Origin of the sequence: Amycolatopsis pretoriensis (assembly GCF_900107925.1) — a bacterium.
GTDB lineage: Bacteria > Actinomycetota > Actinomycetes > Mycobacteriales > Pseudonocardiaceae > Amycolatopsis > Amycolatopsis pretoriensis.
Genome location: NZ_FNUJ01000009.1, coordinates 94524 through 117238 on the forward strand (window position 1 = coordinate 94524; position 22715 = coordinate 117238).

At 71.5% G+C, this 22715-nt stretch carries 24 protein-coding genes; 6 read left to right on the forward strand and 18 right to left on the reverse strand.

The window, feature by feature from the left end; all coding sequences use genetic code 11:
• Positions 1-100 precede the first annotated feature (100 nt).
• A complete protein-coding gene (locus BLV96_RS36040) occupies positions 101-1834 on the forward strand; it encodes a glycerol-3-phosphate dehydrogenase/oxidase (RefSeq protein ID WP_086673804.1) in 1734 nt (577 codons plus the stop codon).
• 12 nt (positions 1835-1846) lie between these two features.
• Here the strand turns inward: BLV96_RS36040 and BLV96_RS36045 are convergent, their stop codons facing one another.
• The 7 genes from BLV96_RS36045 to BLV96_RS36075 all read right to left on the reverse strand — a co-directional run bounded on the left by BLV96_RS36045 (position 1847) and on the right by BLV96_RS36075 (position 7869).
• On the reverse strand, positions 1847-2377 hold the full coding sequence (locus BLV96_RS36045) for a GNAT family N-acetyltransferase (RefSeq protein WP_086673802.1): 531 nt from the start codon (positions 2375-2377) through the stop codon (positions 1847-1849).
• A 59-nt stretch (positions 2378-2436) separates the two neighbouring features.
• On the reverse strand, positions 2437-3447 hold the full coding sequence (locus BLV96_RS36050; protein ID WP_086673800.1) for a hypothetical protein: 1011 nt from the start codon (positions 3445-3447) through the stop codon (positions 2437-2439).
• 73 nt (positions 3448-3520) lie between these two features.
• Complete coding sequence (locus BLV96_RS36055; protein WP_086673798.1) at positions 3521-4675, reverse strand: sensor histidine kinase; 1155 nt, start codon at positions 4673-4675, stop codon at positions 3521-3523.
• Between the two features lie 21 nt (positions 4676-4696).
• Complete coding sequence (locus BLV96_RS36060) at positions 4697-5086, reverse strand: DUF1707 SHOCT-like domain-containing protein (protein WP_086673796.1); 390 nt, start codon at positions 5084-5086, stop codon at positions 4697-4699.
• Between the two features lie 6 nt (positions 5087-5092).
• Positions 5093-5635, reverse strand: a complete 543-nt coding sequence (locus BLV96_RS36065) for a DUF1707 SHOCT-like domain-containing protein (protein WP_086673794.1) — start codon at positions 5633-5635, stop codon at positions 5093-5095.
• Between the two features lie 58 nt (positions 5636-5693).
• Positions 5694-7487: an acetyl/propionyl/methylcrotonyl-CoA carboxylase subunit alpha gene (locus BLV96_RS36070; RefSeq protein WP_086673792.1), complete on the reverse strand. Its 1794-nt coding sequence runs from the start codon at positions 7485-7487 to the stop codon at positions 5694-5696.
• Between the two features lie 106 nt (positions 7488-7593).
• Positions 7594-7869, reverse strand: coding sequence for an SAV_915 family protein (locus BLV96_RS36075; RefSeq protein WP_086673790.1), 276 nt, complete (start codon positions 7867-7869; stop codon positions 7594-7596).
• Between the two features lie 130 nt (positions 7870-7999).
• Here BLV96_RS36075 and BLV96_RS36080 point away from each other — a divergent pair, with 130 nt between their 5' ends.
• Positions 8000-8725: a hypothetical protein gene (locus BLV96_RS36080; RefSeq protein ID WP_086673788.1), complete on the forward strand. Its 726-nt coding sequence runs from the start codon at positions 8000-8002 to the stop codon at positions 8723-8725.
• Between the two features lie 63 nt (positions 8726-8788).
• On the opposite strand, the gene BLV96_RS36085 is transcribed toward BLV96_RS36080, so the two are convergent.
• Positions 8789-10141 (reverse strand): dicarboxylate/amino acid:cation symporter, encoded by a 1353-nt coding sequence (locus tag BLV96_RS36085; RefSeq protein WP_167379847.1) that lies wholly within the window; start codon positions 10139-10141, stop codon positions 8789-8791.
• Between the two features lie 99 nt (positions 10142-10240).
• Complete coding sequence (locus BLV96_RS36090) at positions 10241-10870, reverse strand: Maf family protein (protein ID WP_086673784.1); 630 nt, start codon at positions 10868-10870, stop codon at positions 10241-10243.
• Between the two features lie 115 nt (positions 10871-10985).
• On the opposite strand from BLV96_RS36090, the gene BLV96_RS51330 reads away from it, so the two are divergent.
• Entirely contained in the window at positions 10986-11114 is a 129-nt protein-coding gene (locus BLV96_RS51330) for a hypothetical protein (RefSeq protein ID WP_279627567.1), read from the forward strand.
• A gap of 62 nt (positions 11115-11176) precedes the next feature.
• Here BLV96_RS51330 and BLV96_RS36095 read toward each other — a convergent pair whose 3' ends face one another.
• The 3 genes from BLV96_RS36095 to BLV96_RS36105 form a co-directional block, all read right to left on the reverse strand.
• Complete coding sequence (locus BLV96_RS36095) at positions 11177-12790, reverse strand: DHA2 family efflux MFS transporter permease subunit (protein ID WP_086673782.1); 1614 nt, start codon at positions 12788-12790, stop codon at positions 11177-11179.
• Positions 12771-13397 carry a PadR family transcriptional regulator gene (locus BLV96_RS36100; protein WP_086673780.1) on the reverse strand — a complete coding sequence of 209 codons (627 nt, stop codon included), beginning with the start codon at positions 13395-13397 and terminating at the stop codon, positions 12771-12773. The genes BLV96_RS36095 and BLV96_RS36100 overlap by 20 nt, the downstream gene beginning before the upstream one ends.
• A 151-nt stretch (positions 13398-13548) precedes the next feature.
• Complete coding sequence (locus BLV96_RS36105; protein WP_086673778.1) at positions 13549-15126, reverse strand: TROVE domain-containing protein; 1578 nt, start codon at positions 15124-15126, stop codon at positions 13549-13551.
• Between the two features lie 414 nt (positions 15127-15540).
• Here BLV96_RS36105 and BLV96_RS36110 point away from each other — a divergent pair, with 414 nt between their 5' ends.
• Both BLV96_RS36110 and BLV96_RS36115 read left to right on the forward strand, forming a co-directional pair.
• Entirely contained in the window at positions 15541-16434 is an 894-nt protein-coding gene (locus tag BLV96_RS36110) for an LLM class flavin-dependent oxidoreductase (RefSeq protein WP_086673776.1), read from the forward strand.
• A gap of 9 nt (positions 16435-16443) precedes the next feature.
• The gene (locus tag BLV96_RS36115) at positions 16444-16896 is read left to right on the forward strand and encodes a MarR family winged helix-turn-helix transcriptional regulator (RefSeq protein ID WP_086673774.1); all 453 of its coding nucleotides are present in this window, start codon (positions 16444-16446) and stop codon (positions 16894-16896) included.
• Here the strand turns inward: BLV96_RS36115 and BLV96_RS36120 are convergent.
• Positions 16893-17117 carry an acyl-CoA carboxylase subunit epsilon gene (locus BLV96_RS36120; RefSeq protein WP_086673772.1) on the reverse strand — a complete coding sequence of 75 codons (225 nt, stop codon included), beginning with the start codon at positions 17115-17117 and terminating at the stop codon, positions 16893-16895. The two genes, BLV96_RS36115 and BLV96_RS36120, sit on opposite strands and share 4 nt — an antisense overlap.
• Positions 17114-18751, reverse strand: coding sequence for an acyl-CoA carboxylase subunit beta (locus BLV96_RS36125; protein ID WP_091390043.1), 1638 nt, complete (start codon positions 18749-18751; stop codon positions 17114-17116). The genes BLV96_RS36120 and BLV96_RS36125 overlap by 4 nt, the downstream gene beginning before the upstream one ends.
• A 55-nt stretch (positions 18752-18806) precedes the next feature.
• Here BLV96_RS36125 and BLV96_RS36130 point away from each other — a divergent pair, with 55 nt between their 5' ends.
• Positions 18807-19589 (forward strand): GNAT family N-acetyltransferase, encoded by a 783-nt coding sequence (locus tag BLV96_RS36130; protein WP_086677080.1) that lies wholly within the window; start codon positions 18807-18809, stop codon positions 19587-19589.
• 43 nt (positions 19590-19632) lie between these two features.
• On the opposite strand, the gene BLV96_RS36135 is transcribed toward BLV96_RS36130, so the two are convergent.
• From BLV96_RS36135 to BLV96_RS36150, 4 genes are read right to left on the reverse strand one after another with little or no spacing between them, the layout of a single operon-like run.
• Positions 19633-20283, reverse strand: coding sequence for a response regulator (locus BLV96_RS36135; protein ID WP_086677079.1), 651 nt, complete (start codon positions 20281-20283; stop codon positions 19633-19635).
• Positions 20280-21383 (reverse strand): sensor histidine kinase, encoded by a 1104-nt coding sequence (locus BLV96_RS36140; RefSeq protein ID WP_086677078.1) that lies wholly within the window; start codon positions 21381-21383, stop codon positions 20280-20282. The genes BLV96_RS36135 and BLV96_RS36140 overlap by 4 nt, the downstream gene beginning before the upstream one ends.
• Before the next feature lie 34 nt (positions 21384-21417).
• Positions 21418-22209 carry an SRPBCC family protein gene (locus tag BLV96_RS36145; RefSeq protein ID WP_086677077.1) on the reverse strand — a complete coding sequence of 264 codons (792 nt, stop codon included), beginning with the start codon at positions 22207-22209 and terminating at the stop codon, positions 21418-21420.
• Positions 22210-22240: 31 nt separating this feature from the next.
• Entirely contained in the window at positions 22241-22657 is a 417-nt protein-coding gene (locus tag BLV96_RS36150) for a MarR family winged helix-turn-helix transcriptional regulator (RefSeq protein WP_086677076.1), read from the reverse strand.
• Positions 22658-22715 lie beyond the last annotated feature (58 nt).

Sequence of the window (22715 nt, forward strand, 5' to 3'; positions counted from 1 at the left end):
ATCGATGATGGTTACGCCACACGTGTCATCCGCGAACGGGCGGAGGATCACCGGGTCGTGCGATGCTGGAAGCCTTCGCCGGTACGAGGAGGAATGTCACGTGGCGCAGCACGCAGCGGAGACGAACCCGGCTCGACTGGGCCCGGTCAAGCGGGAAGAGACCTGGCAGCGGCTCGGCAACGAGACGTTCGACCTCGTCGTCATCGGCGGCGGCGTGGTCGGCGCGGGCACAGCGCTCGACGCCGCGACACGCGGGTTGCGCGTCGCCCTCGTCGAAGCCCGTGACCTCGCTTCGGGCACCTCGAGCCGGTCGAGCAAGCTGTTCCACGGCGGCCTGCGCTACCTGGAGCAGCTCGAGTTCGGCCTGGTCCGGGAAGCGCTTCGCGAGCGCGAGCTGATGCTGACGACGATCGCGCCGCACCTCGTCAAGCCGGTCAGCTTCCTCTACCCGCTGACGCGCCGCGTGTGGGAGCGGCCGTACACCGCCGCCGGCCTGCTGATGTACGACACGATGGGCGGCGCCCGCAGCGTCCCGGGCCAGAAGCACCTGACCCGCGCGGGCGCGCTGCGGATGGTGCCGGCGCTCAAGCGATCGGCCCTGATCGGCGGGATCCGCTACTACGACGCCCAGTCCGACGACGCCCGCCACACCATGACCGTGGCGCGGACGGCGGCGCACTACGGCGCGGTCGTGCGGACGTCCACCCAGGTCGTCGGCTTCCTGCGCGAAGCCGACCGGGTGTCCGGCGTGCGCGTGCGCGACGTCGAGGACGGCCGCGAGACGGAGATCTCGGCGGCGGCGGTGATCAACTGCACCGGCGTCTGGACCGACGAGCTGCAGCGCCTGTCGGGCGGGCGCGGGCGGTTCCGCGTGCGCGCCAGCAAGGGCGTGCACATCGTCGTGCCGCGCGACCGGATCGTGTCGGAGTCGGGGATGATCCTGCGCACCGAGAAGTCGGTGCTGTTCGTGATCCCGTGGCGCAACCACTGGATCGTCGGGACCACGGACACGGACTGGAACCTCGACCTGGCGCACCCGGCGGCGACGAAGCACGACATCGACTACCTGCTGGAGCACGTCAACAGCGTCCTGGCGACGCCGCTGACGCACGACGACATCGAAGGCGTGTACGCGGGCCTTCGCCCGTTGCTGGCGGGGGAGAGCGAAGAGACGTCGAAGCTCTCGCGCGAGCACGCGGTGGCGCGGGTGGCGCCGGGCCTGGTCGCGATCGCCGGCGGCAAGTACACGACGTACCGGGTGATGGCGGCGGACGCCGTCGACGCGGCGGCGATCGACCTGCCGGGCCGCTCGCAGCCGTCGATCACGGACAAGGTCCCCCTGCTGGGCGCGGACGGCTACCACGCGCTGGTCAACCAGGCCGACCACCTGGCCGCCGAGCACGGCCTGCACCCGTACCGGGTCCGGCACCTGCTGGACCGCTACGGCTCGCTGGTCAACGAGGTCCTGGCGACGGCGAGCGGCCGCCCGGAGCTGCTGAAGCCGATCGAGCACGCGCCGGACTACCTGGGCGTCGAGGTGGTGTACGCGGCTTCGCACGAGGGCGCGCTGCACCTGGAGGACGTCCTGGCCCGCCGGACGCGCATCTCGATCGAGTACGCCCACCGCGGCGTGGACTGCGCCGAGCAGGTGGCGGCGCTGGTCGGCGAAGTCCTGGGCTGGTCACCCGAAACGGTGAAGCGCGAAATCGAGGTCTACAACGCGCGGGTCGAGGCGGAGCGGGAGTCGCAGTCCCAGCCGAGCGACGAGGCGGCGGACGCCCTGCGGTCGGCGGCCCCGGAAGCGCGCGCGGGCATCGTGGAGCCGGTGAGCTGAGCGGCGGCCGGTTCAGCTCGTCCGGTGCCAGCGGATCAGCCGCTCACCGGTCGGCGCCCGCTCGGCCTCCGGGCCCACGAGCGTGAACCCGCAGCGCTCCGCCACGATCGCCGAGGCCGCGTTGCTCTCCTCGTAGCGGTACGTCACCTCGGTGAGCCCCAGCCCGCCGAAGCCGAAGCGCAGCGCCGCGCTCAACGCCGTGGTCGCGATGCCCTTGCCGCGCTCGGCCGGGTGGACCCAGATCGTCGCCTCGGCGTACGCCGCGTCCAGGTTCAGCTCGCGCAGGCCCACCTCGCCGAGCAGCCGGCCGGACGTCGGCTCCGCGATCGCCCACGAGCAGCGCTCGTCGCCCGCCCACTGGGCCGCCCGCAGCGCCACGTACTCCGTGGCCTCGTCGGGCGTGCGCAAGCGGTAGTTCAGCACGTACTTGCGGTGCGTCGGGTCCGCGAACGCCTCCATCAGCAACGGGCGGTCGTCGATGTGCCGGTCGGCGCGCAGCTGGCGCAGGTAGTACGTGCCCGCGTTGATCTCCACCGGTTCCACTCCACCCAGCCTAGCCAGGCCGGGAGCACGTCGCTCCCGGCCCGGCGATCAAGGCCGGATCACGGCGTCAGGCGCCAGATCACCGGCACCCCCTGGCTGGGGGTCGCGTCGTTCGACGCGTAGCCCGCGAGCGTGCCGTCGTCGGCCGCGACCTCGGCCCGGAACGTCGAATAGCCGCTCGGCCCCTGGACCACGCCCGGGACCGTGCCGCGCCACACCGCCGCGTTGCCGTAGATCTGCGGCCCCGACGGCGTGGAGACCCAGCCCACGGTCAACCCGGCCTTGTTGATGCTCACGGCGATGCCACCGCCCTCCAGACCGGTCGTCCCGTCCGGCGTGGACCACCGGGCTGCCTGGTTGCCACCCCACAGGCGCCACCCGACGACGACCCCGTTGCGGATCGCGGTCCCCTCGGCCTGCCCGGACGGGCTCGGCGTGAGCTTCCGCAGGACGCCGTCCTTCCACAACGCCGAGCTGTTGCCGGTGCTCATCAGGATCGTGCCGTCGTCGTCCAGGTCGCGCGGGTTCGAGATGTCCCCCGTCTCCGGGATGACCACCGGCGCGCTGCCGTCGGCCCGCCACAGGACGACGGCGCTGCCCGTCCCGGGCTGGTAGGCCTCGCCCAGCACGTCGCCGCGCGTGTTGATCGCGACGCCGGTCACTTCCTGGTAGCCCGCCGGGTTGTCCTTGATGTGGTAGCCCGACGCGTCCAGGGTGTACGTCCGGCTGACCATGGTCTCGTAGTCGTGGATCGTGCCCACCACGACGCCCGAGCCGTTCTCGTCGTTGGCGTCCACCCGCTCGAACCCGCTCGGCACGCCGCGCAGGATCGGCTGCCCGTTGCGCCAGCTCACGACCTGCGTGACGTCGTTGACCCGGAACGTGCCGGTGTACTCGCCCTTCCCGTCCGACCCGGTGATGTTGCCCGCGCCCGCGCCGGGCGGCAACGGCAGGACCGTCGGGCGCCAGGCGAGCCGGATCGCCGCGGCGTCCGCGGGAATGCCCAGTGCGGTGACGGCGATCGCCACGGTGGCGATCGCCCCCGCCCGCAGCCATGTCCTCTTCATCATGTCCCCTTTCCCCCGACCTGCGTGCTCTCCACGTCCGGGCAGGGGAACCGGTTGCCCGGCGAACGGAGCAATCTCAGAGCGCCGGCACCTGGGCGCTCACGGCCGTGCCGTCGCCCGGGGTGCTCTCCACGGTCAGCGTGCCCGCGACCCGCTGGACGCGCCGGCGCATGGCCTCCAGGCCGAAGCCCGTGCCGTCGCCGCGGTCGCCCGGCCGGAAGCCCACGCCGTCGTCGACGACGTCGAGCAGGACCAGATCGTCCGCATAGGACAGTGTCAGCCCGATCCGAGACGCCTTCGCGTGCTTCTCCGCGTTCGCCAGCGCCTCCTGGGCGACGCGGTAGAGCGTCACCTCCAGCTCGGGCAGGAGGGGCCGGATCTCGCCGGTCGTCTCGACTTCCACCGCGGCTCCGGACGTCTCGGCGACGCGGCGGGCCAGCTCGGAAAGCGCTTCCGGCAGCTGGGCCGCGTCCAGGGGTTCCGGCCGCAGTGCCTGGACCGCGCGCCGCGCTTCGCCGAGGCTGTCGCGGGCCAGCTCGCGCACCCGCGCCAGCCGTCGCTCGCGCTCGGGACCGTCGGCGGCTTCGAGCTGCGTGACGATCCCGGTCAGGCCCTGGGCGAGCGTGTCGTGGATTTCGCGGGCCAGCCGCTGCCGCTCGTCGAGCACGCCGGCTTCCCGCGCCCGCGCCACCAGCTGCGCGTGCAGGCTCGCGTTCTCGTCCAGCGCGGCTTCCAGCCGGACGTTCGCCTTCCGCCGCTGCTCGCTCTCCACCCCGACGAACCACGCCGCGTACAGCAGCGGCCCGGCCATCGACAGCACGAGCACCCACGTCGGGCTGGGCGAGTCGGAGTTCGCGGCCAGCAGCGGCAACGTCGCCGTCGCGGCCACCGCGAAGAACCCCCACCGGGCCGGGAAGAGCACGAAGGCGAGCGGGTAGCCGAAGGACGCGAAGCCCATGAACGTGTCGTCGCGCGTGACCAGCAGCGTCGCCGCCGCGAGCACCCCCGCGTAGTAGGCCGCGGCGAGCCACGGGTGCGTCCGCCGGTACCGGAACACCGGGATCAGCAGGGGGACGAACACCGCCGTCACCACGACGACGACCAGCGTGGCGCCGTGGACACCCGGCCCCCAGAGCACGCACGCGGCGAGCGCGGCCAGGCCGACCCCGGTGAAGATCGGGCCCGCCAGCCGTTCGCCTCGGGCGTCCAGCACGCCCGGAACCACGCCCATCACCGGCCGATTCTCGCAGGCTCAGCGCCGCCGGCGGGCCCCGGCGAGCATCGCGATCACCAGCGGCAGCGCGACCGAGACGATCAGCAGCCGGCCGCGGGACAGGATGAGCACCACGATCGCCAGGACGATCGCGATCGGGACCGCGCCGCGCTGCAGGAAGGTGACCAGCGCGCTGTCGCCGGACATCACCGGCACCTGGGGCGCGGTGGCCCCGTTGAGCAGGGCGCTCGGGCGCGGCGAAGGCAGGTCGTCGAAGAGCGGGACGAGCTCGCTGACCCGCTTGGCCGCGGTGACCTTCGCGGAGCGGGTCCCGTACTCGTCGATGTCGAGCCGTCCGCTGCGGACGTGCTCTTCGAGGACGTCCAGGGCGTCCTGGCGTTCGTCGTCGCTCAACCGCATGTCACCCACGGTGGATCAGCGGTCCAGGCCGCGCCGGTGGTCGCGGAACGAGTCGCGCAGCTCGCGCCGCCGGTCCCGGTCGCGCAGGTGCCGGTCACGGCGGTCGCGGTGGTGCTGGTCGTGGTTCCAGTCGTGGCCCCACATCGACTTGCCGAACACGGTCAGCCCGATCGGGACGAAGATGATCGGCCAGGCCAGCGTGCCCGTGGCGATCAGCGCGATCGCGGCGATGAACGCCAGCGGCACGATCGCGGCGAGGAACCGCTGCGGCGGCGACCACTGGTCGGGCGTGCGCGGGGCCGCCGGCACGGGCGCGGCGGCCGGCTCGGGAGCCGCGACGGCTTGCCGGACTTCCTCGTACTGGGGGTGCGGCGCGGGGAGGTCCGCGAAGAGTTCGACGAGCTCGCCGCGCGTCTTGGCCGCGGTGATCCGCGCCGAGCGCTCGCCGTACTCCTCGATGTCGATCCGCCCCGCGCTCATGTGCTCACCGAGCGCGGACAGCGCGGACTCGCGGTTCTGGTCGCTGATCCGCAGCTGCGGAGACGGGACTTCGGTCACGTAGTCGATGGTAGGCCGCCCCGGGGGCGGCCCACCACGACATCTGTAACGAACTGCGCTACTTGATCTCGAGAAGCTGCGTGCCCTGCGTCACGGCGGCGCCGACCTCGACCGAAAGGCCGGTGATCGTGCCCGCTTTGTGCGCGGTGACCGGGTTCTCCATCTTCATCGCCTCGAGGACGACGATCAGCTCACCGGCTTCGACGCTCTGGCCCTCTTCGACCGCGACCTTGACGATGGTGCCCTGCATCGGCGCGGTGACGGCGTCGCCGCTCACCGCGGCCTTGCCGCCGCCGGCGCGCTTGCGCGGCTTCGCCTTGACGGCGGTGCCGCCCCCGCCGCCGCCTTCGAGCGCGAACCCGCCCGGCAGCGACACCTCGAGCCGGCGCCCGCCGACCTCGACGACGACGTTCTGGCGCGGCTCTTCCTCGGCGGCCTCGACGTCCGGCGCGACGAACGGCTCGATCTTGTTGTCGAACTCCGTCTCGATCCAGCGCGTGTGCACGCTGAAGCCGTTCTCGTCGCCGATGAACGCGGGGTCGTCGACGATCACGCGGTCGAACGGCAGCACCGTCGCCATGCCCTCGACGACCATCTCGGCCAGGGCCCGCCGGCTGCGTTCCAGGGCGTTGTTCCGGTCCGACCCGGTGACGATCAGCTTCGCCAGCATCGAGTCGAACTGGCCGCCGATCACGCTGCCGGACTCGACACCGGAGTCGACGCGCACGCCCGGCCCGCTCGGCGCGACGAACTTCGTCACCGTGCCCGGGGCGGGCAGGAAGCCGCGGCCGGCGTCCTCGCCGTTGATGCGGAACTCGATCGAGTGACCGCGCGGCTCGGGGTCCTCGGTGATCCGCAGCTTCTCGCCGCGCGCGATGCGGAACATCTCGCGCACGAGGTCGAGCCCGGTGGTTTCTTCCGAAACCGGGTGCTCGACCTGCAGCCGCGTGTTGACCTCGAGGAAGGAGATGGTGCCGTCGGTGGCGACGAGGTACTCGACCGTGCCGGCGCCGTAGTACCCGGCTTCCTTGCAGATCGCCTTCGCGGACTCGTGGATGCGCTTGCGCTGCTCGTCGCTCAGGAACGGCGCGGGCGCCTCCTCGACGAGCTTCTGGTGGCGGCGCTGCAGCGAGCAGTCGCGGGTGCCGACGACGATCGCGGTGCCGTGCATGTCGGCCAGGACCTGCGCCTCGACGTGGCGCGGCTTGTCCAGGTAGCGCTCGACGAAGCACTCGCCGCGGCCGAAGGCGGCGACGGCCTCACGCGTGGCCGACTCGAACAGCTCCGGGATCTCTTCGCGGGTGCGCGCGACCTTCAGGCCGCGGCCACCGCCGCCGAACGCGGCCTTGATGGCCACCGGCAGGCCGTGCTCGTCGGCGAACGCGACGATCTCGTCGGCGTCCTTGGCCGGCTCCTTCGTGCCCGGCACCAGCGGCGCGCCCGCGCGCATCGCGATGTGGCGGGCGGTGACCTTGTCGCCGAGGTCGCGGATGGCCTGCGGGCTCGGCCCGATCCAGGTCAGCCCGGCGTCGAGGACGGCCTGGGCGAAGTCCGCGTTCTCGGAGAGGAAGCCGTAGCCCGGGTGCACCGAGTCGGCGCCCGCGCGCTTGGCGGCGTCGAGGAGCTTGTCGAAGTTCAGGTAGCTCTCGGCGGCCGTCGTGCCGCCGAGCGCGAACGCCTCGTCCGCCAGGCGCACGTGCGGTGCGTCGCGGTCCGGATCGGCGTACACCGCCACGCTGGTCAGCCCAGCGTCCTTGGCGGCTCTGATCACGCGTACCGCGATCTCGCCCCGGTTGGCGACCAGGATCTTGGTCACCGGACCACCGGTGGATTCGCCGACCTGCTCGGCCACCCCGCACCTCCTGCGTCCCGACAGCTGCATTGCTGACCGCCTTCGCGGTACCGGGGAGTCTACGGACCTGGCGTCGGGAGTCTCTTGAGTGAGAGCTGAACCACGCTCAGACGTGGTGGCGCAGCTCCTGCGGCAGCGGCGAGTCGAGCACGATGACGTCGTACGGGTTCGCCGCGTGCACCTTCGGCAGGTGCTCGGTGTTCACCAGGACCCACGGCTGGTGCTCGCCGCAGCAGTCGATCAGCCGGTCCAGCGCGGTGAACGCGACCAGGGCGGTGCGGCCGTCGGGCGTGCGGCGCAGCTCGATCGACGCGCCTTCGGTCTCGGCGCTCGCCGGGCCGGTCGGCAGGTACAGGGCGGGAGGCAGGTTCGGGTTGGTCACCCGGACAACATAGACGGATACGCTCCGTCAAGCCGGGTTGACCTGGTGGGGTGCACGGCCGGGGGATTTCGGCCACACCCCGCCGGGGCGCCGCCCACACACAGTCGCGAAGCGGCTTACGCTCTGTCTCATGCGGACTTCGGCAGCGCGGACGCCTCGGTCGGCGCTGCTCACCGCCGTGCTGGCGGCGGTGGTGACGCTCGGCGCGATCGGCGCGGTTTTCCTGCTGCGCCCGCGCCCGGAGGCGCCGGCCGGCGCGGCCGAGCCGGCGGCGGCCCCGGTGACCGCGGCGGTGACGTGCGGCGGCGGCCCGTGCCGCGAGCTCGCGGCGGTGACGGTCGGCGGGACGCCGGTCGTGCTGCTCTCCGACGCGGCGGGCGGATCGGCGCGGGTGCGCGTCGGGGCCGAGCCGGGGACGGTGTTCGAGCTGTCGATCGCCAAGCTGGGCGCGCGCCTGGACCAGAACTCGCTGCGCTGCATCGACGGCACGGCACCGACGTGCCTGGTCCGCGGCGACGTCGGCCAAGAGGGCAAGGCGGCGTACGGCGAGCTGCTCGTGGCGAGCGGGGGAGTGTGGCGCGCGCCGGGCAAGCCGTACTTCGCGGACGCGGGGACGTTGTCGCTCTACGACGTCACGGCCGACGGCCGCCCCGACGTGATCGTGGTCCGCCACGACTGCCGCGGCGCGGACCCGGGCACGGCCAAGTGCGACGCGGCCCCGGTGCTCGGCCAGGTGTACGACGTGTCGGGCAAGCCGGTCGGCTGCACGCGGCGGTACACGTCACCCTCGGACCTGCGCGGCTGGCCGGACATCCGCCTCACGCGCGCCGACCTCCGCACCTGCCCCAGCTCCTGAACCGCCGTGAATGGCACATTGAGGGACCAAGTGTCCCTCAATGTGCCATTCACGGACTTCGGGTCAGGCGGGGGCGGGTTCCGTGTGGCGGGCTTCGGTGCCTTCGTCCGTCGTCTGGGGGCGGTCGGTCGGGGCGTTCAAGACCTCGTCGTCGAGGAGGCCCTCGGTGCGCGCCACGATCGTCGGGACCACGATCTGGCCGGCCACGTTCGTCGCCGTGCGCATCATGTCCATGATCGGGTTGACCGAGTAGATCAGCGCCAGGCCGAGGGCCACCTGCTTGGCGTCGAGGCCGATGAACGACGTCGTCAGCGTGAACGCCGTCAGCCAGCCGGTGGTCCCGGCCGTCGCCAGCGCGCCGACCACGGCGACCACCACGATGCCCACGTACTGCCAGAAGTTCAGCGACACCCCGGCCAGGTTGGCGACGAAGATCGCCGCGATCGCCGGGAACACCGCCGCGCAGCCGTCCATCTTCGTCGCGCTGCCGAGCGGGGTCGCGAAGGCCGCGTACGCCGGCTGGACGCCGAGGTTCACCGCGGACTGGCGGGTCAGCGGCAGCGTCGCGGCCGAAGACTGCGAAGCGAACGCGAACTGGATCGCCGTGCCGGCCTTGGAGAAGAACGTCAGCGGGCTGACCTTCGCCACGAACCGCAGCAGGATCGGGTAGACGACGAACAGCACGAGCAGGCAGCCGACGTAGACCGCGAGCGTGGTCGAGAACAGCGGGCGGAACAACGCGTCGCCGTAGTTGGAGACGGCCGCGCCGATCAGGCCGATGATGCCGATCGGGGCCAGCCGGACGATCCAGCCGAGGTAGCGCTGGATGATCTCGAAGACGCTCGTCGTGAAGTCCACGAACGGCTTCGCCTTGTCACCCAGGCTGTACGCGGCCGCGCCGATCACCAGCGCGAGGAACAGCACCTGCAGCGTCTCACCGTCGGTGAACGCTTTCAGGAAGTTCTCGGGCAGCAGCCCGTTGACGAAGGCGTCCCAGGAGCCCCAGTGGTCGACGCTGGCGGCGGCCTTGTCCGCGTTCTTGGCGGTCGCCGTGACGCCGCCGAGCCCGCCGGAGCCGGGGTTGAAGATCTTGCCGACCGCGATGCCGATCAGCGACGCGATGAACGACGTGATCGCGAACCACATCACGGTCTTGCCGCCGAGGCGGGCGGCGGTGCGGCCACCGCCGAGCTTCCGCAGGCTGTTGATGCCGACCACGATCGCCGTGAAGACCAGCGGGATCACCGCGATCTGCAGCAGCGTGGTGAAGATGGTGCCGATCTGGTCGAGGAGATCGGTCAGCCAGCCGGCCTCGGTCTGCCGCGCGACGACGCCGAGCGCGGCGCCGACGACGAGGGAGCCGAGAACCGCGGCCGCGAACACCCGCGGCTTGGTGTATGTCCGTACGAAAGACACGGGGCTACTCCGGTGCTCGAAATTTCCTGTCTTGCCTCGTCAGAAGAACGTTAAGCAAGGCGGGACTCTTCCGGATCAGCCGTTCGTGTGGCGTCCTTCTCAGGATGCGGGAGTCCGCCAGAGATCCACGACACTCACGCCGACCTCGGCGAGCAGCCGGCGCGTCAGCGGGAGGCTGATGCCGATGACGCTCGTGTGGCCGCCGTCGAGCCCGTCGACGAACCAGCCGCCCAGGCCGTCGATCGTGAACCCGCCGGCGACGTGCAGCGGCTCGCCGGTGCCGACGTAGGCGTCGATCTCCGCGGGGCTGGGCGTGCCGAACCGCACGGTGGTCGATTCCCAGCCGCTGGTCTCCTTCGCGCGCGTCCCGCCGTCGAGCCGGACGACCGCGTGCCCGGTGAGCAGTTCACCGGTTGCCCCCGCCATCGCGGCCCACCGCTGCCGCGCGGTGTCCGGATCGGCCGGTTTGCCGACCATCTGCCCGCCGATGTGCAGCATCGAGTCGCAGGCGACGACGACGGCGTCGGGGTGGACCGCGGCGACCTTGTCGATGACGGCTTCGGCCTTGGCCGCGGCGAGGGCCGCGACCAGTTCCGACGGCGCCGGGTCGGTCAGCGACGCGGCGACGGCGTCTTCGTCGACGCCGGAGACGAACACGGCCGGATCGAGGCCCGCGGAGCGCAGGAGGGCGAGGCGGGCGGGGGACTGGGAGGCGAGGACGAACTGCACGGGACGAACGTACCCGGCGGCCCGTCGTGACCGAATTGTGACCGGCGCCACTTCGCAACGGAGTTAGTTTGTTGTGGCTCGCAACATATGGCACCGGGATGCTCGGAGGTGACCGATGACCGTACGGGTGACGGCCACGTCAGCCACCAGGTCGCAGCCGCTGTGGTGGGCCAGGCTGCGGACCCCGAAGGGCCGCGAGACCATCCGCGCGGACTCGGCGTCGGCGCCGAAAGCCGCCCGCTAGACCACCGCTCCCGCGGTCCGTGCGAGCCTCCGGTACCCGACCACCGGAGGCTCGCCCGGTTTTCACGCCGCGGCGGTTTCGGGAGCCGGCGCCGGGGCTGCCCAGCGCGGCTTCACCTTCCGCAGCATCGCCGCCGAAAGCACGCCCAGCAGCAGCACGACCATCGGCAGCAGCATCGTCACGCGGGCCGCGTCCGTCAGTCCACTGTGGACCGCGTCGGATGCGAGCCGGCCCGCCTGCGCGGCGACCTCGGCCGGCAGCCCCGGCATCGGCGACGGCCCGCCGGCCGACCCGAACTCACCGGTGCTCGCCGCCGCCTTCGCGATCCCCTCGGCGAACGGCGCCCGGTACTGCTCCGGCAGCTGCGTCGCCGCCTTCGCCGCCTCGTCCGCGATCGAGGAGCTCACCCGCGCCTGCAGCAGCACGCCGATCGCCGCGGAGCCGAGCACGCCGCCGACCTGGCGCGAGGTGTTGAAGATCCCGGACGCCGTCCCGGCCAGCCGGGGTTCCACCGACCCCATCGTCATGTTGCTCATCGGCGAGAAGATGCAGCCGATCCCCAGGCCGCACACCAGCAGCGCCGGGACGAAGCTCCACGGGCTGCTGTCCGGCGACGCCTGCAGCGCGATGATCCCCAGCCCGGCCGCCAGCGCCGCCAGCCCGAACATCACCAGGTACTTGCCGTTCACCTTGTCCGACAGGTTCCCGACGAACGGCGCGACGATCCCCGACAGCAGCGACATCGGCGCGGTCAGCAGCCCCGCCATCGTCGGGGTGAGCCCGAGCACCGACTGGATGTAGATCACCAGCGGCAGGAACATGCCGGTCATCGCGAAGCCGACCGTCGTCGCCGTGAGCGTCCCGGCCGAGAAGTTGCGGTTCGAGAAGACCTGCAGCGGCAGCAGCGGTTCGCGCTTGTTGTACCGCTGCCACACCAGGAACGCGATCAGCAGCAGCACGCCGGCGCCGATGATCTCGAACACCGTGATCCCGCCCCAGACGGTGCCCCAGTCGTACTGCTGGCCGTTCTGGACGCCGAACACGATGCAGAGCAGGGCCGCGCTGGAGAGGAAGATGCCCAGCAGGTCGAACGAGTGCGAGTGCTTCGGCTGCCAGTCCGGCACCAGGGCGAGCGTCATCCCGATGGCGATCACGCCGATCGGCACGTTGACGTAGAAGATCCACTCCCAGCCGAAGTGGTCGACGAGCACGCCGCCCAGCAGCGGGCCGGCGATCGTGGCCAGGCCGGCGACGCCGCCCCACATGCCCATCGCCGGGCCGCGCTTGGCCGGCGGGAACAGGTGCGTGATGAACGCCAGCGTCTGCGGCGTCATCAGCGCGGCGCCGAGCCCCTGCACCGCGCGCGCCGCGATCAGCATCTCGACGTTGCCGGACAGGCCGCACCACAGCGACGCGCCGGTGAACACGACCAGCCCGGCGAGGAACACCCGCTTCGGGCCGAAGCGGTCGCCGAGCCGGCTGGTGAACAGCATCGGCACGGCGTAGGTGAGCAGGTAGACGCTGATCACCCAGACGACCGAGTTCAGCCCGGCGTTCAGTTCGCGCAACATGGTCGGGATCGCGATCGACACGATCGTCGTGTCGAGCAGGATCATGAAGAAGCCGAGGCACAGCGCGCCGAGCGCCGCCCACGGGTTAGCTTGTCTTGCGTTCATCGTCGTCTTCCTGGGTGATGAGCGTGAGCTTCGGTTGTTCGCAGTCCTGGAACGGGATCCGCCCGGACTCGAGGTCTTCGTGCAGGCGCTCGGTCCACTCGAGCTCGAACTTCCGCTGGTCGCACTTGTACTTCCAGTCGAGCCAGTAGATCGGCGGCGTGTGGTCCTCGGCGAGGCGCTCGAGCACGGCCTGGTCGGCCGCGACGGCCGCGCGCAGGCGCGTGATCCGGTGTTCGAGCTCGATCAGCGACGTCTCCTTGCCGAGCTCGTCGATCACGGCGAGCCCGGACAGGTACGCGGGGAACTCTTCGACGAGGTCGCCGAGCAGCTCGCGGCCGCGCTGGTTGAACTCGTCCAGGCCGGCCTGGGTCATGCCGTAGACGGTCCGTTCGGGCCGCCTGCCGTCGCGCTGGGTGTCGACGACCTCGATGAAACCGCTGCGCTGCAAGCGTTCCACGGTGTGGTAGAGCGACCCGGCCTTCACGTTGACGCGGGTGCTGACGTACCGCTCCCGCATCAGTGACGCCATCTCGTACGGGTGCATGGGCTTCTCGTGGAGCAGTTCCAGCACGGCGAGACCGAGCGGGGTCAGCTTGGCCGAGGCCATGATCGTTGGTCCCTTCGGATGACTCCAGGTCGTTTATTCCACGTGGACTATACGGCGCAGAATAGTGCGCGGTCCATGGCCAATCCTGTGACGGTCCGTACACAGCGTGGAGGCCCCCATGATCCCGTCATGGGGGCCTCCGCGGCTTCTCTCAGAACGGCCAGTCGGCGTTCTTCCCGGCTTCGAGCAGGGGAATCATCCGGAACGCCTGGTCGGTCAGCCCGCCGAACGTATGCCGGTGTGCGGCACCCGACGGCGCGTGACCGTACTGGTAGCCGGCCAGGTTCCACGTGTACAGCGGCACGTGCGCGGGCAGCGCGTGGCCGACGTCGCCGTGGCCGGCCTGCTCGTCGGTGAGGATGACGACGCGGTCGTGCTGCGCGAAGTGCCGCTTCAACGCACCTGCCGTGTTCGTGCCGCCGCCGAGGAAGTACCCGCGGGACTTCCAGCGCTCGACGTCACTCAGCAGCGACCCGCCCGGACGCAGCTTGAACACCTTCGTGTGCGGGCCGCCCAGGAGGAAGCCGTCCGAGAACGACACGACGTCGGCGTCCGCGCACCGGCGGCCCAGCGCGAGGCCGAAGACCGCGGCGGCGTCCCAGCGCATCAGGGTGCCGTCACGGCTGAAGCCCATCTTCATCGACGTGGAGGTGTCGACGAGCACGAGCGTCCGGCCCGGCAGTTCCGGAACGTTCGCCAGCGAGTGCGCGATCGCCTGCTCCAGCGCCCACGCCCACCGCAACGACGGCGCGGCCCGGTAGGCCGACAGGAACCGCATCGGCAGCTGCCGCGACTTCGCGACCTGCGCCGGATCGGCGAGCTTCGCGGCAACGCGCCGCGCGACGTCGTCCGAGACGCCCGTCTCGTCGAAGTTCCTGAGGTTCCTGGCGAGCGCCATGTAGCCCATGGACGGGATCAGCGCCTCCCAGACGCGCGCGTCCAAGGGGCCCTGCAGCCAGCCGGCGACCGACTCCCACGTCATGCCCGCCGCGCGCAGGACGTCCGCCGCGTCCGGCCGCGTGAACAGCGCACGCCGGCGCGGCGCGTCCCACGCCATCAGCTCGGCACGGGCTCGCAGCACGGTCAGCTCGGCCGGCAGCGGGTTCCCGCGGCTGTGCCGTTCGTCGAGGATGTGCTTGAACAGCGGAGTGTCGCCGTTCGCCGGGTGGGTCAGCTCGAGGACGTCGGCGAAGCGGAACGCCCGCGCCGCCGAGTCCCACTTGACGCAAGCGCGCTCGTCGTAGAGCTTCCGCGCCGCGTCGGCGACGCCGCGCTTGACCGGCTTCGGGATGTTTCTGCCGTGCACGGAAGTCCAGTAGGCGAGCAGCTCCCCGGGCTCGTCGGCCCGCTGCAGGACGTCGGCGACGACCTGCCGGCCGAGCCCGTCGAGCCCGGCGTCGCGCCGAGCCTTGGCGAACTCGGCGGCGCCGACGAGCGACGCGGTGCGCAGGTGCGCCTCGGAGCGCAGCCAGCGCAGGAACCGCGCGGTCCACTGTGGATCCTCGAGCGTTGCGGCGCGGACGAGCGCGGTGTACCGCGTGTCGCGCGCGTTCGCGGACTCGTAGAAGGTGTGCTCGCCGACCATGTTGGTGACAGCGAGCAGGAAGAGTTCGGACCGGACGTCGCGCGCGTAGCCGGGGCCACCCTCGTAGGTGACACCGGAAGGTGTGGCGTCGCCACGGACCGGCGAGGTCGCGGCCGGCGCGCGTGCGGTGTTGAACTTGCTCATTTCTCCCCCTGGGTTTTCGTGGTCACGGCTTCAGCGATGCCCGAGATCGAAGTCGGTGAAGGTACGTTGCTGCTCTGCCGGGCTGAGCTACCGGACCGTGTGGCCCGGGAGGGATTCGAACCCCCGACCTGCCCATTACAAGGAAGTAACCCTCGCCTGCGCACCGGGCATCGGTGAAGCCGTGACGCCGCCCGAGATCGAAGTGGTGAAGGCTTTCGGGAGTCGAACCCATGGGATACCAGAGAAGTAACCCTCACCGCCGCACCGGGCGAGAGCAACGTTAGCCGCCGCGGAGTCCGGGCGAAACCGAATATCCGGCCGGGCCGTCGGGGTCGCGCCTGGCCGCCAGGGGTTAGTTCGTGCTAAGAACTATGTATAGTCAGTTCGTAGCACGAACTAACACTGGGAGGAATCATGACGCACTTCGGCATCGGCGTCTCCACCGCGGTCTCCGCCGTCCCGAGCACCCTCGAACTCGCCGTCCAGGTCGATCGCGCCGGGCTGGACCTGCTCACCGTCTCCGATCACCCCTACCACGCCGACCGGCTCGACGCGTACGCCGAAATCGGGGTCCTGCTCGGGCGCACCGAACGGATCTCCGGCCTGGTCAGCGTCACCAACCTGCCGACGCGGCCCGCCTCGATGCTTGCGCGCACTGTCACGAGCCTGAGTGCCCTCACCGGGGGCCGGATCGTGCTCGGGATGGGGGTCGGCGGCCTCTGGGACGACATCGCGCGGCTCGGATTCACCAAGCTGACTCCCGGGCAGGCCGTCCGGGCCTTCGAAGAGGGCATCCGGCTCGTCAAGATGCTCGGCGGGGGCGGCGCACCCGTCACCTTCGACGGCGAGTTCTACCAGGTCACGGACCTGGAACCGGCCGCCGAGACCATGCCTCCCGTGTGGACCGGTTCGGTCGGGCCGAAGTCCCTCGCCGTCACCGGGCGGGTCGCCGACGGGTGGATGCCCGGCCACGCCGCCGACTGGCTCAGTGAGCGCTTCCGCACCTCGCGTCCGCTGATCGACAAGGCCGCCGTCGACGCCGGGCGCGACCCCGCGGACGTCGCCACCGTCTACAACTTCCCCGGCCGCATCACCGCCGAGTCGCTGGCGAAGACCCGCACCGATGACGGCCGCTGGGTCGGCGGCTCGGCCGGCCAGTGGGTCGAGGAGCTGACCGGCGCGGTGCTGGAGCACGACGCCGCCGGGTTCGTCCTCTTCGGCCCCGGCGGCACCACCCCCGACGCGGTGTCCGCCGCGCGCTGGGCGGAGGAGATCGTGCCCGCCGTGCGGGAAGCCGTCGCGAAGTAGGCTGGCGCGATGGGGAAACACGGGGAGGACCTCGGCGTGGTGGCCGGGCTCGTGCGGGCGTCGTTCCTGGTGAACGCCGTCTACGCCGAGTCGGCCCGCGAGTACGGGCTGACCGTGCAGCAGGGGCAGCTGTTGTGCGTGCTGATGGGCCGGCCGTACGGCATGGGCGACCTCGGCGCGACGCTCGGCCTCGAGAAGTCCAGCTTGACGGGGCTGGTCGACCGCGCGGTCCGGCGCGGGCTCGTCCGCCGCGAGCCCGACCCGGACGACCGCCGCGCGGTGCACGTCGTGCTCACCGACGAAGGCCGTGACCTGGCGGAGGACTTCTACGCGGCGACGTGCCGGCGGGTCGACGACCTGGCCGCGGGCCTGCCCGCGACGGACCGCGACCGCCTCGCGGCACTGCTCGGCCGGGTCGTGCGGGACAACGAAGTCCCGACGGTGTTCCTGGACGTCGTCTAGAAACCGGGCAGACCCGAAGCGCGCCAAGCACCTTCGCCGGGGTGGAGCGGTTTACGCAGCGAAGCAGCGTGATCGCCCCACCACGACGTACGCGGCTTCGGCTTCTCCGCGGGCGAAGCCGCCGACGCCGCGGCGACGACCGCCGTCAGCGCCGCCAGCTCGGCGTCGCTCGGGTTTCCTCGGACCACCCGCAGCAGGGGACGTTCTTCTTCGCCGCTCACAGCGGGATGTTCCCGTGCTTCTTGGGCGGCAGCGACTCGCGCTTGTTGCGCAGCAACGACAACGCGCGCGCGACGTGGCCGCGCGTGTGCGCCGGCACGATCACCGAGTCGACGTAACCGCGCTCGGCCGCCGCGTACGGGTTGAGCAGCGTGTCCTCGTACTCCTGGATCAGCTCGGCGCGCAACGCGTCGACGTCCTGTCCTTCGGAAGCCGCCTTCGCGAGCGTCTTGCGGTGCACGATGTTCGCCGCGCCCTGGGCGCCCATCACCGCCACCTGCGCGGTCGGCCAGGCGAGGTTGATGTCGGCGCCGAGGTGCTTGGAGCCCATGACGTCGTACGCGCCGCCGTACGCCTTGCGCGTGATGATCGTGACCAGCGGGACCGTCGCCTCCGCGTAGGCGTAGATCAGCTTCGCGCCGCGGCGGATGATGCCGTTCCACTCCTGGTCGGTGCCCGGGAGGAAACCGGGGACGTCGACGAAGGTGAGCACCGGGATGTTGAACGCGTCGCAGGTGCGGACGAACCGCGCGGCCTTCTCGGACGCGTCGATGTCGAGGCAGCCGGCGAACTGCGTCGGCTGGTTGGCGACGACGCCGACGCTCTGGCCGTCCACGCGGCCGAAGCCGACCAGGATGTTCGGCGCGAACAGCTCGTGGACCTCGAGGAACTCGCCGTCGTCGAGGACGCGGTTGATGACCTCGTGCATGTCGTACGGGGTGTTCGGTGAGTCCGGGATGATCGTGTCGAGCTCGCGGTCGGCGTCGGTGACGTTGTCGAAGAAGCCGGCCGGGTTGTCCGACGGTTCGAACACCGGCGCGTCGGAGAGGTTGTTCTGCGGCAGGTAGGAGAGCAGTTCCTTGACGTACGCGATGGCGTCTTCGTCGTCATTGCCGAGGTAGTGCGCGACGCCGGACTTCGTGTTGTGCGTGCGGCCGCCGCCGAGCTCCTCGAAGGTGACGTCCTCGCCGGTGACCGTCTTGACGACGTCCGGGCCGGTGATGAACATCTGCGAGGTCTCGTCGACCATCACGACGAAGTCGGTCAGCGCGGGGGAGTAGACGTGCCCACCCGCGTTGGCGCCCATGATCAGCGAGATCTGCGGGATGACGCCGGAGGCCTTGACGTTCCGGTTGAAGATCTCGCCGTAGAGGCCCAGCGAGACGACGCCTTCCTGGATGCGCGCGCCGCCGCCCTCGTTGATGCCGACGATCGGGCGGCCGGTCTTGATCGCCAGGTCCATGACCTTGACGATCTTCTCGCCGTAGACCTCGCCGAGGCTGCCGCCGAAGACGGTGACGTCCTGGCTGAAGACGCAGATCGGGCGGCCGTCGACGGTGCCGTAGCCGGTGACGACGCCGTCGCCGTAGGGCCGGTTCTTCTCCTGGCCGAAGTTGGTCGAGCGGTGCCGGGCGAGCTCGTCGAGCTCGACGAACGAGTTCTCGTCGAGCAGCAGCTCGATGCGTTCCCGCGCGGTTTTCTTGCCCTTGGCGTGCTGCTTCTCCACCGCGCGGGCCGAGCCCGCGTGCACCGCCTCGTCGTACCGGCGGTACAGGTCGGCCAGCTTGCCGGCCGTGGTGTGGATGTCCGGTTCATCCTCGGGCGGCGTCCCGAGCGGCTCCGTCGCACTGCTCATGGCATCGGAGCTTAGCTACTTGCAAGTCACTTCGCGTGTGGCGTAGGCAACGTCCATGGAGATCCGGACGCTCGGTGCCGCGGACCTGCCGGCTTGCTCCGATCTGGCGGAGTCCAGGTCGTGGCCGCGCGAGCCCCCGAAGTGGCGGTTGCTCCACGAGGTCGGGCAGGTGTTTGGGGTGGACGCCCCGGACGGCGGGCTCGCGGCGTGCGCGGCGGTGGTTCCATTCGGGACGGTGGCGTCGATCTCGATGGTGCTGGTCGCGCGGCGGTTCGAGCGGCGGGGGCTGGGCCGCGCGATCACGGCGCAAGCGCTTGCGGCGGCGGGCGACCGGGCGGTGTGGCTGCACGCGTCGGCGTCCGGCCGGCCGTTGTACGAGTCGATGGGTTTCGTCGCCGACGGCGGGTGCCGGGGCCACGTCGGGACGTTCGCCGACGACGGCGGGCCGGGGGCGGCGCCGGGGTCGTTGTCTTCGGTGGTGCCGCTGGACCTGCGCGCCCAGGGCGTCGGACGGCGGCCCTTGCTGGAACGGCTGGGGACGCCGTACGTGGCGGACGGCGGGTTCGCGTTCGGGGTCGACATCGGGCACGTGACGGTGATCGGTCCGGTGGTGGCGGAGTCGGAGGACGCGGCCAAGGCGGTGGTCCGCGGCGTGGCGAGGTCCGTGCCGGGCGAGGTGCGGGTGGATCCGGACTACCGGTTCCCGTCGTTCACGACGTGGCTGCGGGACCGCGGGCTGGTGCCCGGTGTTTCGGCACCGCGCCTGATCTTGGGTGGCCGCCCGCTCCCGGGCGATGCCTCACTCCGCTTCGCTCCGTTCACCCGCGCCCTCGGCTGACGCTGTCGTGAGTGGCAATTGGGGTTCTGACCCGAATTACCACTCACGACGCGGTGGGGTGGACCAGGCCCGACTCGTAGGCCGCGATCACCAGCTGGGCCCGGTCGCGGGCGCCGAGCTTGTGCAGCAGCCTCCCGACGTGGGTCTTCACCGTCGCGATGCCCAGGTGCAGGCGCGCGGCGATCTCGTCGTTCGACAACCCGCGCGCGATCAGCGTCAGCACCTCCTGCTCGCGCGCCGTGATCCCGTCCAGCCGGGTCGTCACCGGGCCCGCCGGCAGCCGCGCGAACTCGGCCACCAGCCGGCGCGTCACCGAGGGCGCCAACAGCGCCTCACCCGCGGCCACGATCGAGATCGCCGACAGCAGGTCCGCCGGCCGCGTGTCCTTCAGCAAGAACCCGCTCGCCCCCGCGCGCAGTGCCGAGTACACGTATTCGTCCAGGTCGAACGTCGTCAGCATCAACACCCGGACGTCCGAGGAAGCGCAGATCCGGCGCGTCGCCTCGATGCCGTCCATCGAGGGCATGCGGACGTCCATCAGCACGACGTCCGGCGTGAACCGCCGCGCCAGCGCCACCGCCTCGACGCCGTCCGACGCCTCGCCGACCACCTCCAGCCCCGGCGCGCTGTCGACCAGCACCCGGAAGCTCCCGCGCAGCAGCGCCTGGTCGTCGGCGATGAGGACGCGGGTCATCGGGCCGCCGCCGTCTCGTAGGGGAGGCGCGCGAAGACGCGGAAGCCGACGTCGGCGGGCTCCGCGGAGAACTCGCCGCCGTAGACGGCCACGCGTTCGCGCATCCCGATCAGCCCGTGGCCCGGGGTCGCCGAGCCGCCCCGGCCGTCGTCGCGGACCTCGATGCTCACTTCGCCTTCGCCGCCCGTGACGCGGACACGGCACTTCGCCGCCCCCGCGTGCTTGACCACGTTGGTCAGCGCCTCCTGCACGATCCGGTACACCGACTGGCCGACCCCGCCCGGCAGCTCGGCGAGACCCTCGACGGCGAGGTCGACGGCCGGGCCCGCCAGTTGCGCGCGGTCGGCGAGCGCGCGCAGGTCGTCGAGCGTCGGCGCGGGCGCCAGCGCCGGAACGCCGGTGCCGTCGCGCAGTACGCCGAGCATCCGCCGCAGCTCGGCCAGCGTCTCGCGGCTCGTGTCTTCGATGACGTGCAACGCTTCGCGCGCTTCGGCGGGCTGCTCCAGCGCGACGTGGTTGCCGACCGCCGCCTTCACCGCGATCAGGCTCATGCTGTGCGCGACGACGTCGTGCATCTCGCGCGCGATGCGCAGCCGTTCCGCGGAAACCGCTTCCCGCGCGTGGTTTTCCCGCTCGGCCGCGGCGTACTCGCGGCGGCCGTGGACGGCGATGCCGAGCGCGAACCCGACGATCAGCGCCGACGCCCCGAAGTTCATCGTGGTGGCGACGCTCGGGTTCGGCACGGCGACGCCGAGCAGGCCGATCGCGAGCAGCCCGGCCGCGAACCCGACCCGCGACGCGCGGCTGCCCCGCGCCACGACGAACGTGTAGAGCGCGCACCCGGCCCCCACGACGGCGACCGCGAGCACCGGCCCGCCGATCGGGATGGCCGTCGCGGTCAGCACGAGCGCGAGGACGTACGCGGGCCGCGGCCACCAGCGCCGCAGCAGGATCGGCGTGACGCTCGTCAGCATGATCGTCCAGCCGAGCCACCCGGGCAGCCACGGCGGCAGCGCCCACGCCCCGGCGGCGAGGTTCCCGCCGGCCCCGACCGCCAGCACCAGGACGGCGAGCGCGTCCAGCACCACGCGAATTCGCATGAACCGAACGTAATGCGCCCGCGGGCGCCGCGCGTCAACCCTGGGTCGGACGCTCCGCGTAGTGCTTCGTCACGGCCTCGACGTGCTCCGGCGTCCAGTCCGGCAGGTCGACGCCGTGCGTCGCGGCGAAGAGCTTGTCGAGCTGCTCGTGACGCCGGGCCAGCTGCGCGGGGACGTCCGCTTCCGGCGCTTCGGTGAGCTCGACGCGGGTGCCGTCGAGGGGATCCTGGAGCACGTGCCAGCCGGGTTCGTCCGGGAGCAGCGCGCGGACCTCGTCCACCGGCTTCCAGACGAGGTCGCGGCGGAAGCGGATCGTGCCGTCTTCGAGCACCTCCCCGTCGCCGAGGCCGAATTCGTCCACATAGGACGCCATCGGGCCGTGCCAGTCCTCCGGCTGCTCGAAGTCGCGCCCGGACAGCCGCGCGTCGAGGGCGTCGAGGCAGAAGTCCCAGCCGGCGGCGGTGCGGCCCGCGGCCAGCTTCGCGATCGCCGGCTCGCCGCGGCCGAACGTGTGCGTGAACTCCAGGAGGCTGCCCTCGCCGTCCGGGGTGATGAGCCAGCGCAGGGTGTCGTCGTTCCAGACGAAGGTGAACTCGCGCGGCGGGTCGGCCGTGACGACCCGGCCGGTCGTCGAGGTGTCCTGGCCGGGGAAGGTGAACCGGATGGCGCCGCCGGCCCGCAGCTCGACGTCGACCTTCGCCGGGAACCAGTGCTCGAGTTCGGCCGGCTCGGTGATGGCGCGCCAGACGTGCTCGGGCGCGTGCTTCAGCCGGCGCTCCAGCCGGAGGGCGGGACGTTCCTCGTCGGTCAGCAGTTCGGCGGGCATGCCCGTATATAACCACCGAGGCATATGCGGGTCAAGCGCCGCGGACGGCGGCGACCGCGGCGGTCAGCTCCGGGTCGCTCGCGGCCTTGTCCAACGAGGTCCGCAGCACCGCGCAGTACGTCGGCTCGGTCTCGGCGTAGCGCTTGCGGCCGGTGTCGGTGATCACCGAGTAGACGCCGCGGCGGTCGTCTTCGCACAGGTCGCGGACGGTCAGGCCGGCGTCTTCGAGGCGTGCGCACATCCGGCTGACCGAGCTCTGGTTGAGCCCGATCGCCTCGGCGAGCTCCTGCATCCGCAGGCCGCCGCGCGGGCCCGCGACCAGCTTGCCGAGCGCGCGGTACTCGGAGAGGCCGAGCCCGTGACGCCGTTGCAGCGCTTTCCCCAGATCCTGCTCGATGCGGGCGTGCAGCACGAGCATGCGTCCCCAGGACTGTTCGTCGACGGTCATTTCCCGCCCTCCTCTTGACGCCAGGATAGTCCATGGGCAGTCTTTATATGTACATGCA

Bases quoted from the DNA above. Each gene is read 5' to 3' on its own strand.
- BLV96_RS36050 (WP_086673800.1), bottom strand. From the start codon at position 3,447: ATGATGAAGAGGACATGGCTGCGGGCGGGGGCGATCGCCACCGTGGCG.
- BLV96_RS36055 (WP_086673798.1), bottom strand. From the start codon at position 4,675: ATGGGCGTGGTTCCGGGCGTGCTGGACGCCCGAGGCGAACGGCTGGCG.
- BLV96_RS36080 (WP_086673788.1), top strand. From the start codon at position 8,000: ATGCGGACTTCGGCAGCGCGGACGCCTCGGTCGGCGCTGCTCACCGCC.
- BLV96_RS51330 (WP_279627567.1), top strand. From the start codon at position 10,986: ATGACCGTACGGGTGACGGCCACGTCAGCCACCAGGTCGCAGCCGCTG.
- BLV96_RS36095 (WP_086673782.1), bottom strand. From the start codon at position 12,790: ATGAACGCAAGACAAGCTAACCCGTGGGCGGCGCTCGGCGCGCTGTGC.
- BLV96_RS36100 (WP_086673780.1), bottom strand. From the start codon at position 13,397: ATGGCCTCGGCCAAGCTGACCCCGCTCGGTCTCGCCGTGCTGGAACTG.
- BLV96_RS36105 (WP_086673778.1), bottom strand. From the start codon at position 15,126: ATGAGCAAGTTCAACACCGCACGCGCGCCGGCCGCGACCTCGCCGGTC.
- BLV96_RS36110 (WP_086673776.1), top strand. From the start codon at position 15,541: ATGACGCACTTCGGCATCGGCGTCTCCACCGCGGTCTCCGCCGTCCCG.
- BLV96_RS36115 (WP_086673774.1), top strand. From the start codon at position 16,444: ATGGGGAAACACGGGGAGGACCTCGGCGTGGTGGCCGGGCTCGTGCGG.
- BLV96_RS36125 (WP_091390043.1), bottom strand. From the start codon at position 18,751: ATGAGCAGTGCGACGGAGCCGCTCGGGACGCCGCCCGAGGATGAACCG.
- BLV96_RS36130 (WP_086677080.1), top strand. From the start codon at position 18,807: ATGGAGATCCGGACGCTCGGTGCCGCGGACCTGCCGGCTTGCTCCGAT.
- BLV96_RS36135 (WP_086677079.1), bottom strand. From the start codon at position 20,283: ATGACCCGCGTCCTCATCGCCGACGACCAGGCGCTGCTGCGCGGGAGC.
- BLV96_RS36140 (WP_086677078.1), bottom strand. From the start codon at position 21,383: ATGCGAATTCGCGTGGTGCTGGACGCGCTCGCCGTCCTGGTGCTGGCG.
- BLV96_RS36145 (WP_086677077.1), bottom strand. From the start codon at position 22,209: ATGCCCGCCGAACTGCTGACCGACGAGGAACGTCCCGCCCTCCGGCTG.
- BLV96_RS36150 (WP_086677076.1), bottom strand. From the start codon at position 22,657: ATGACCGTCGACGAACAGTCCTGGGGACGCATGCTCGTGCTGCACGCC.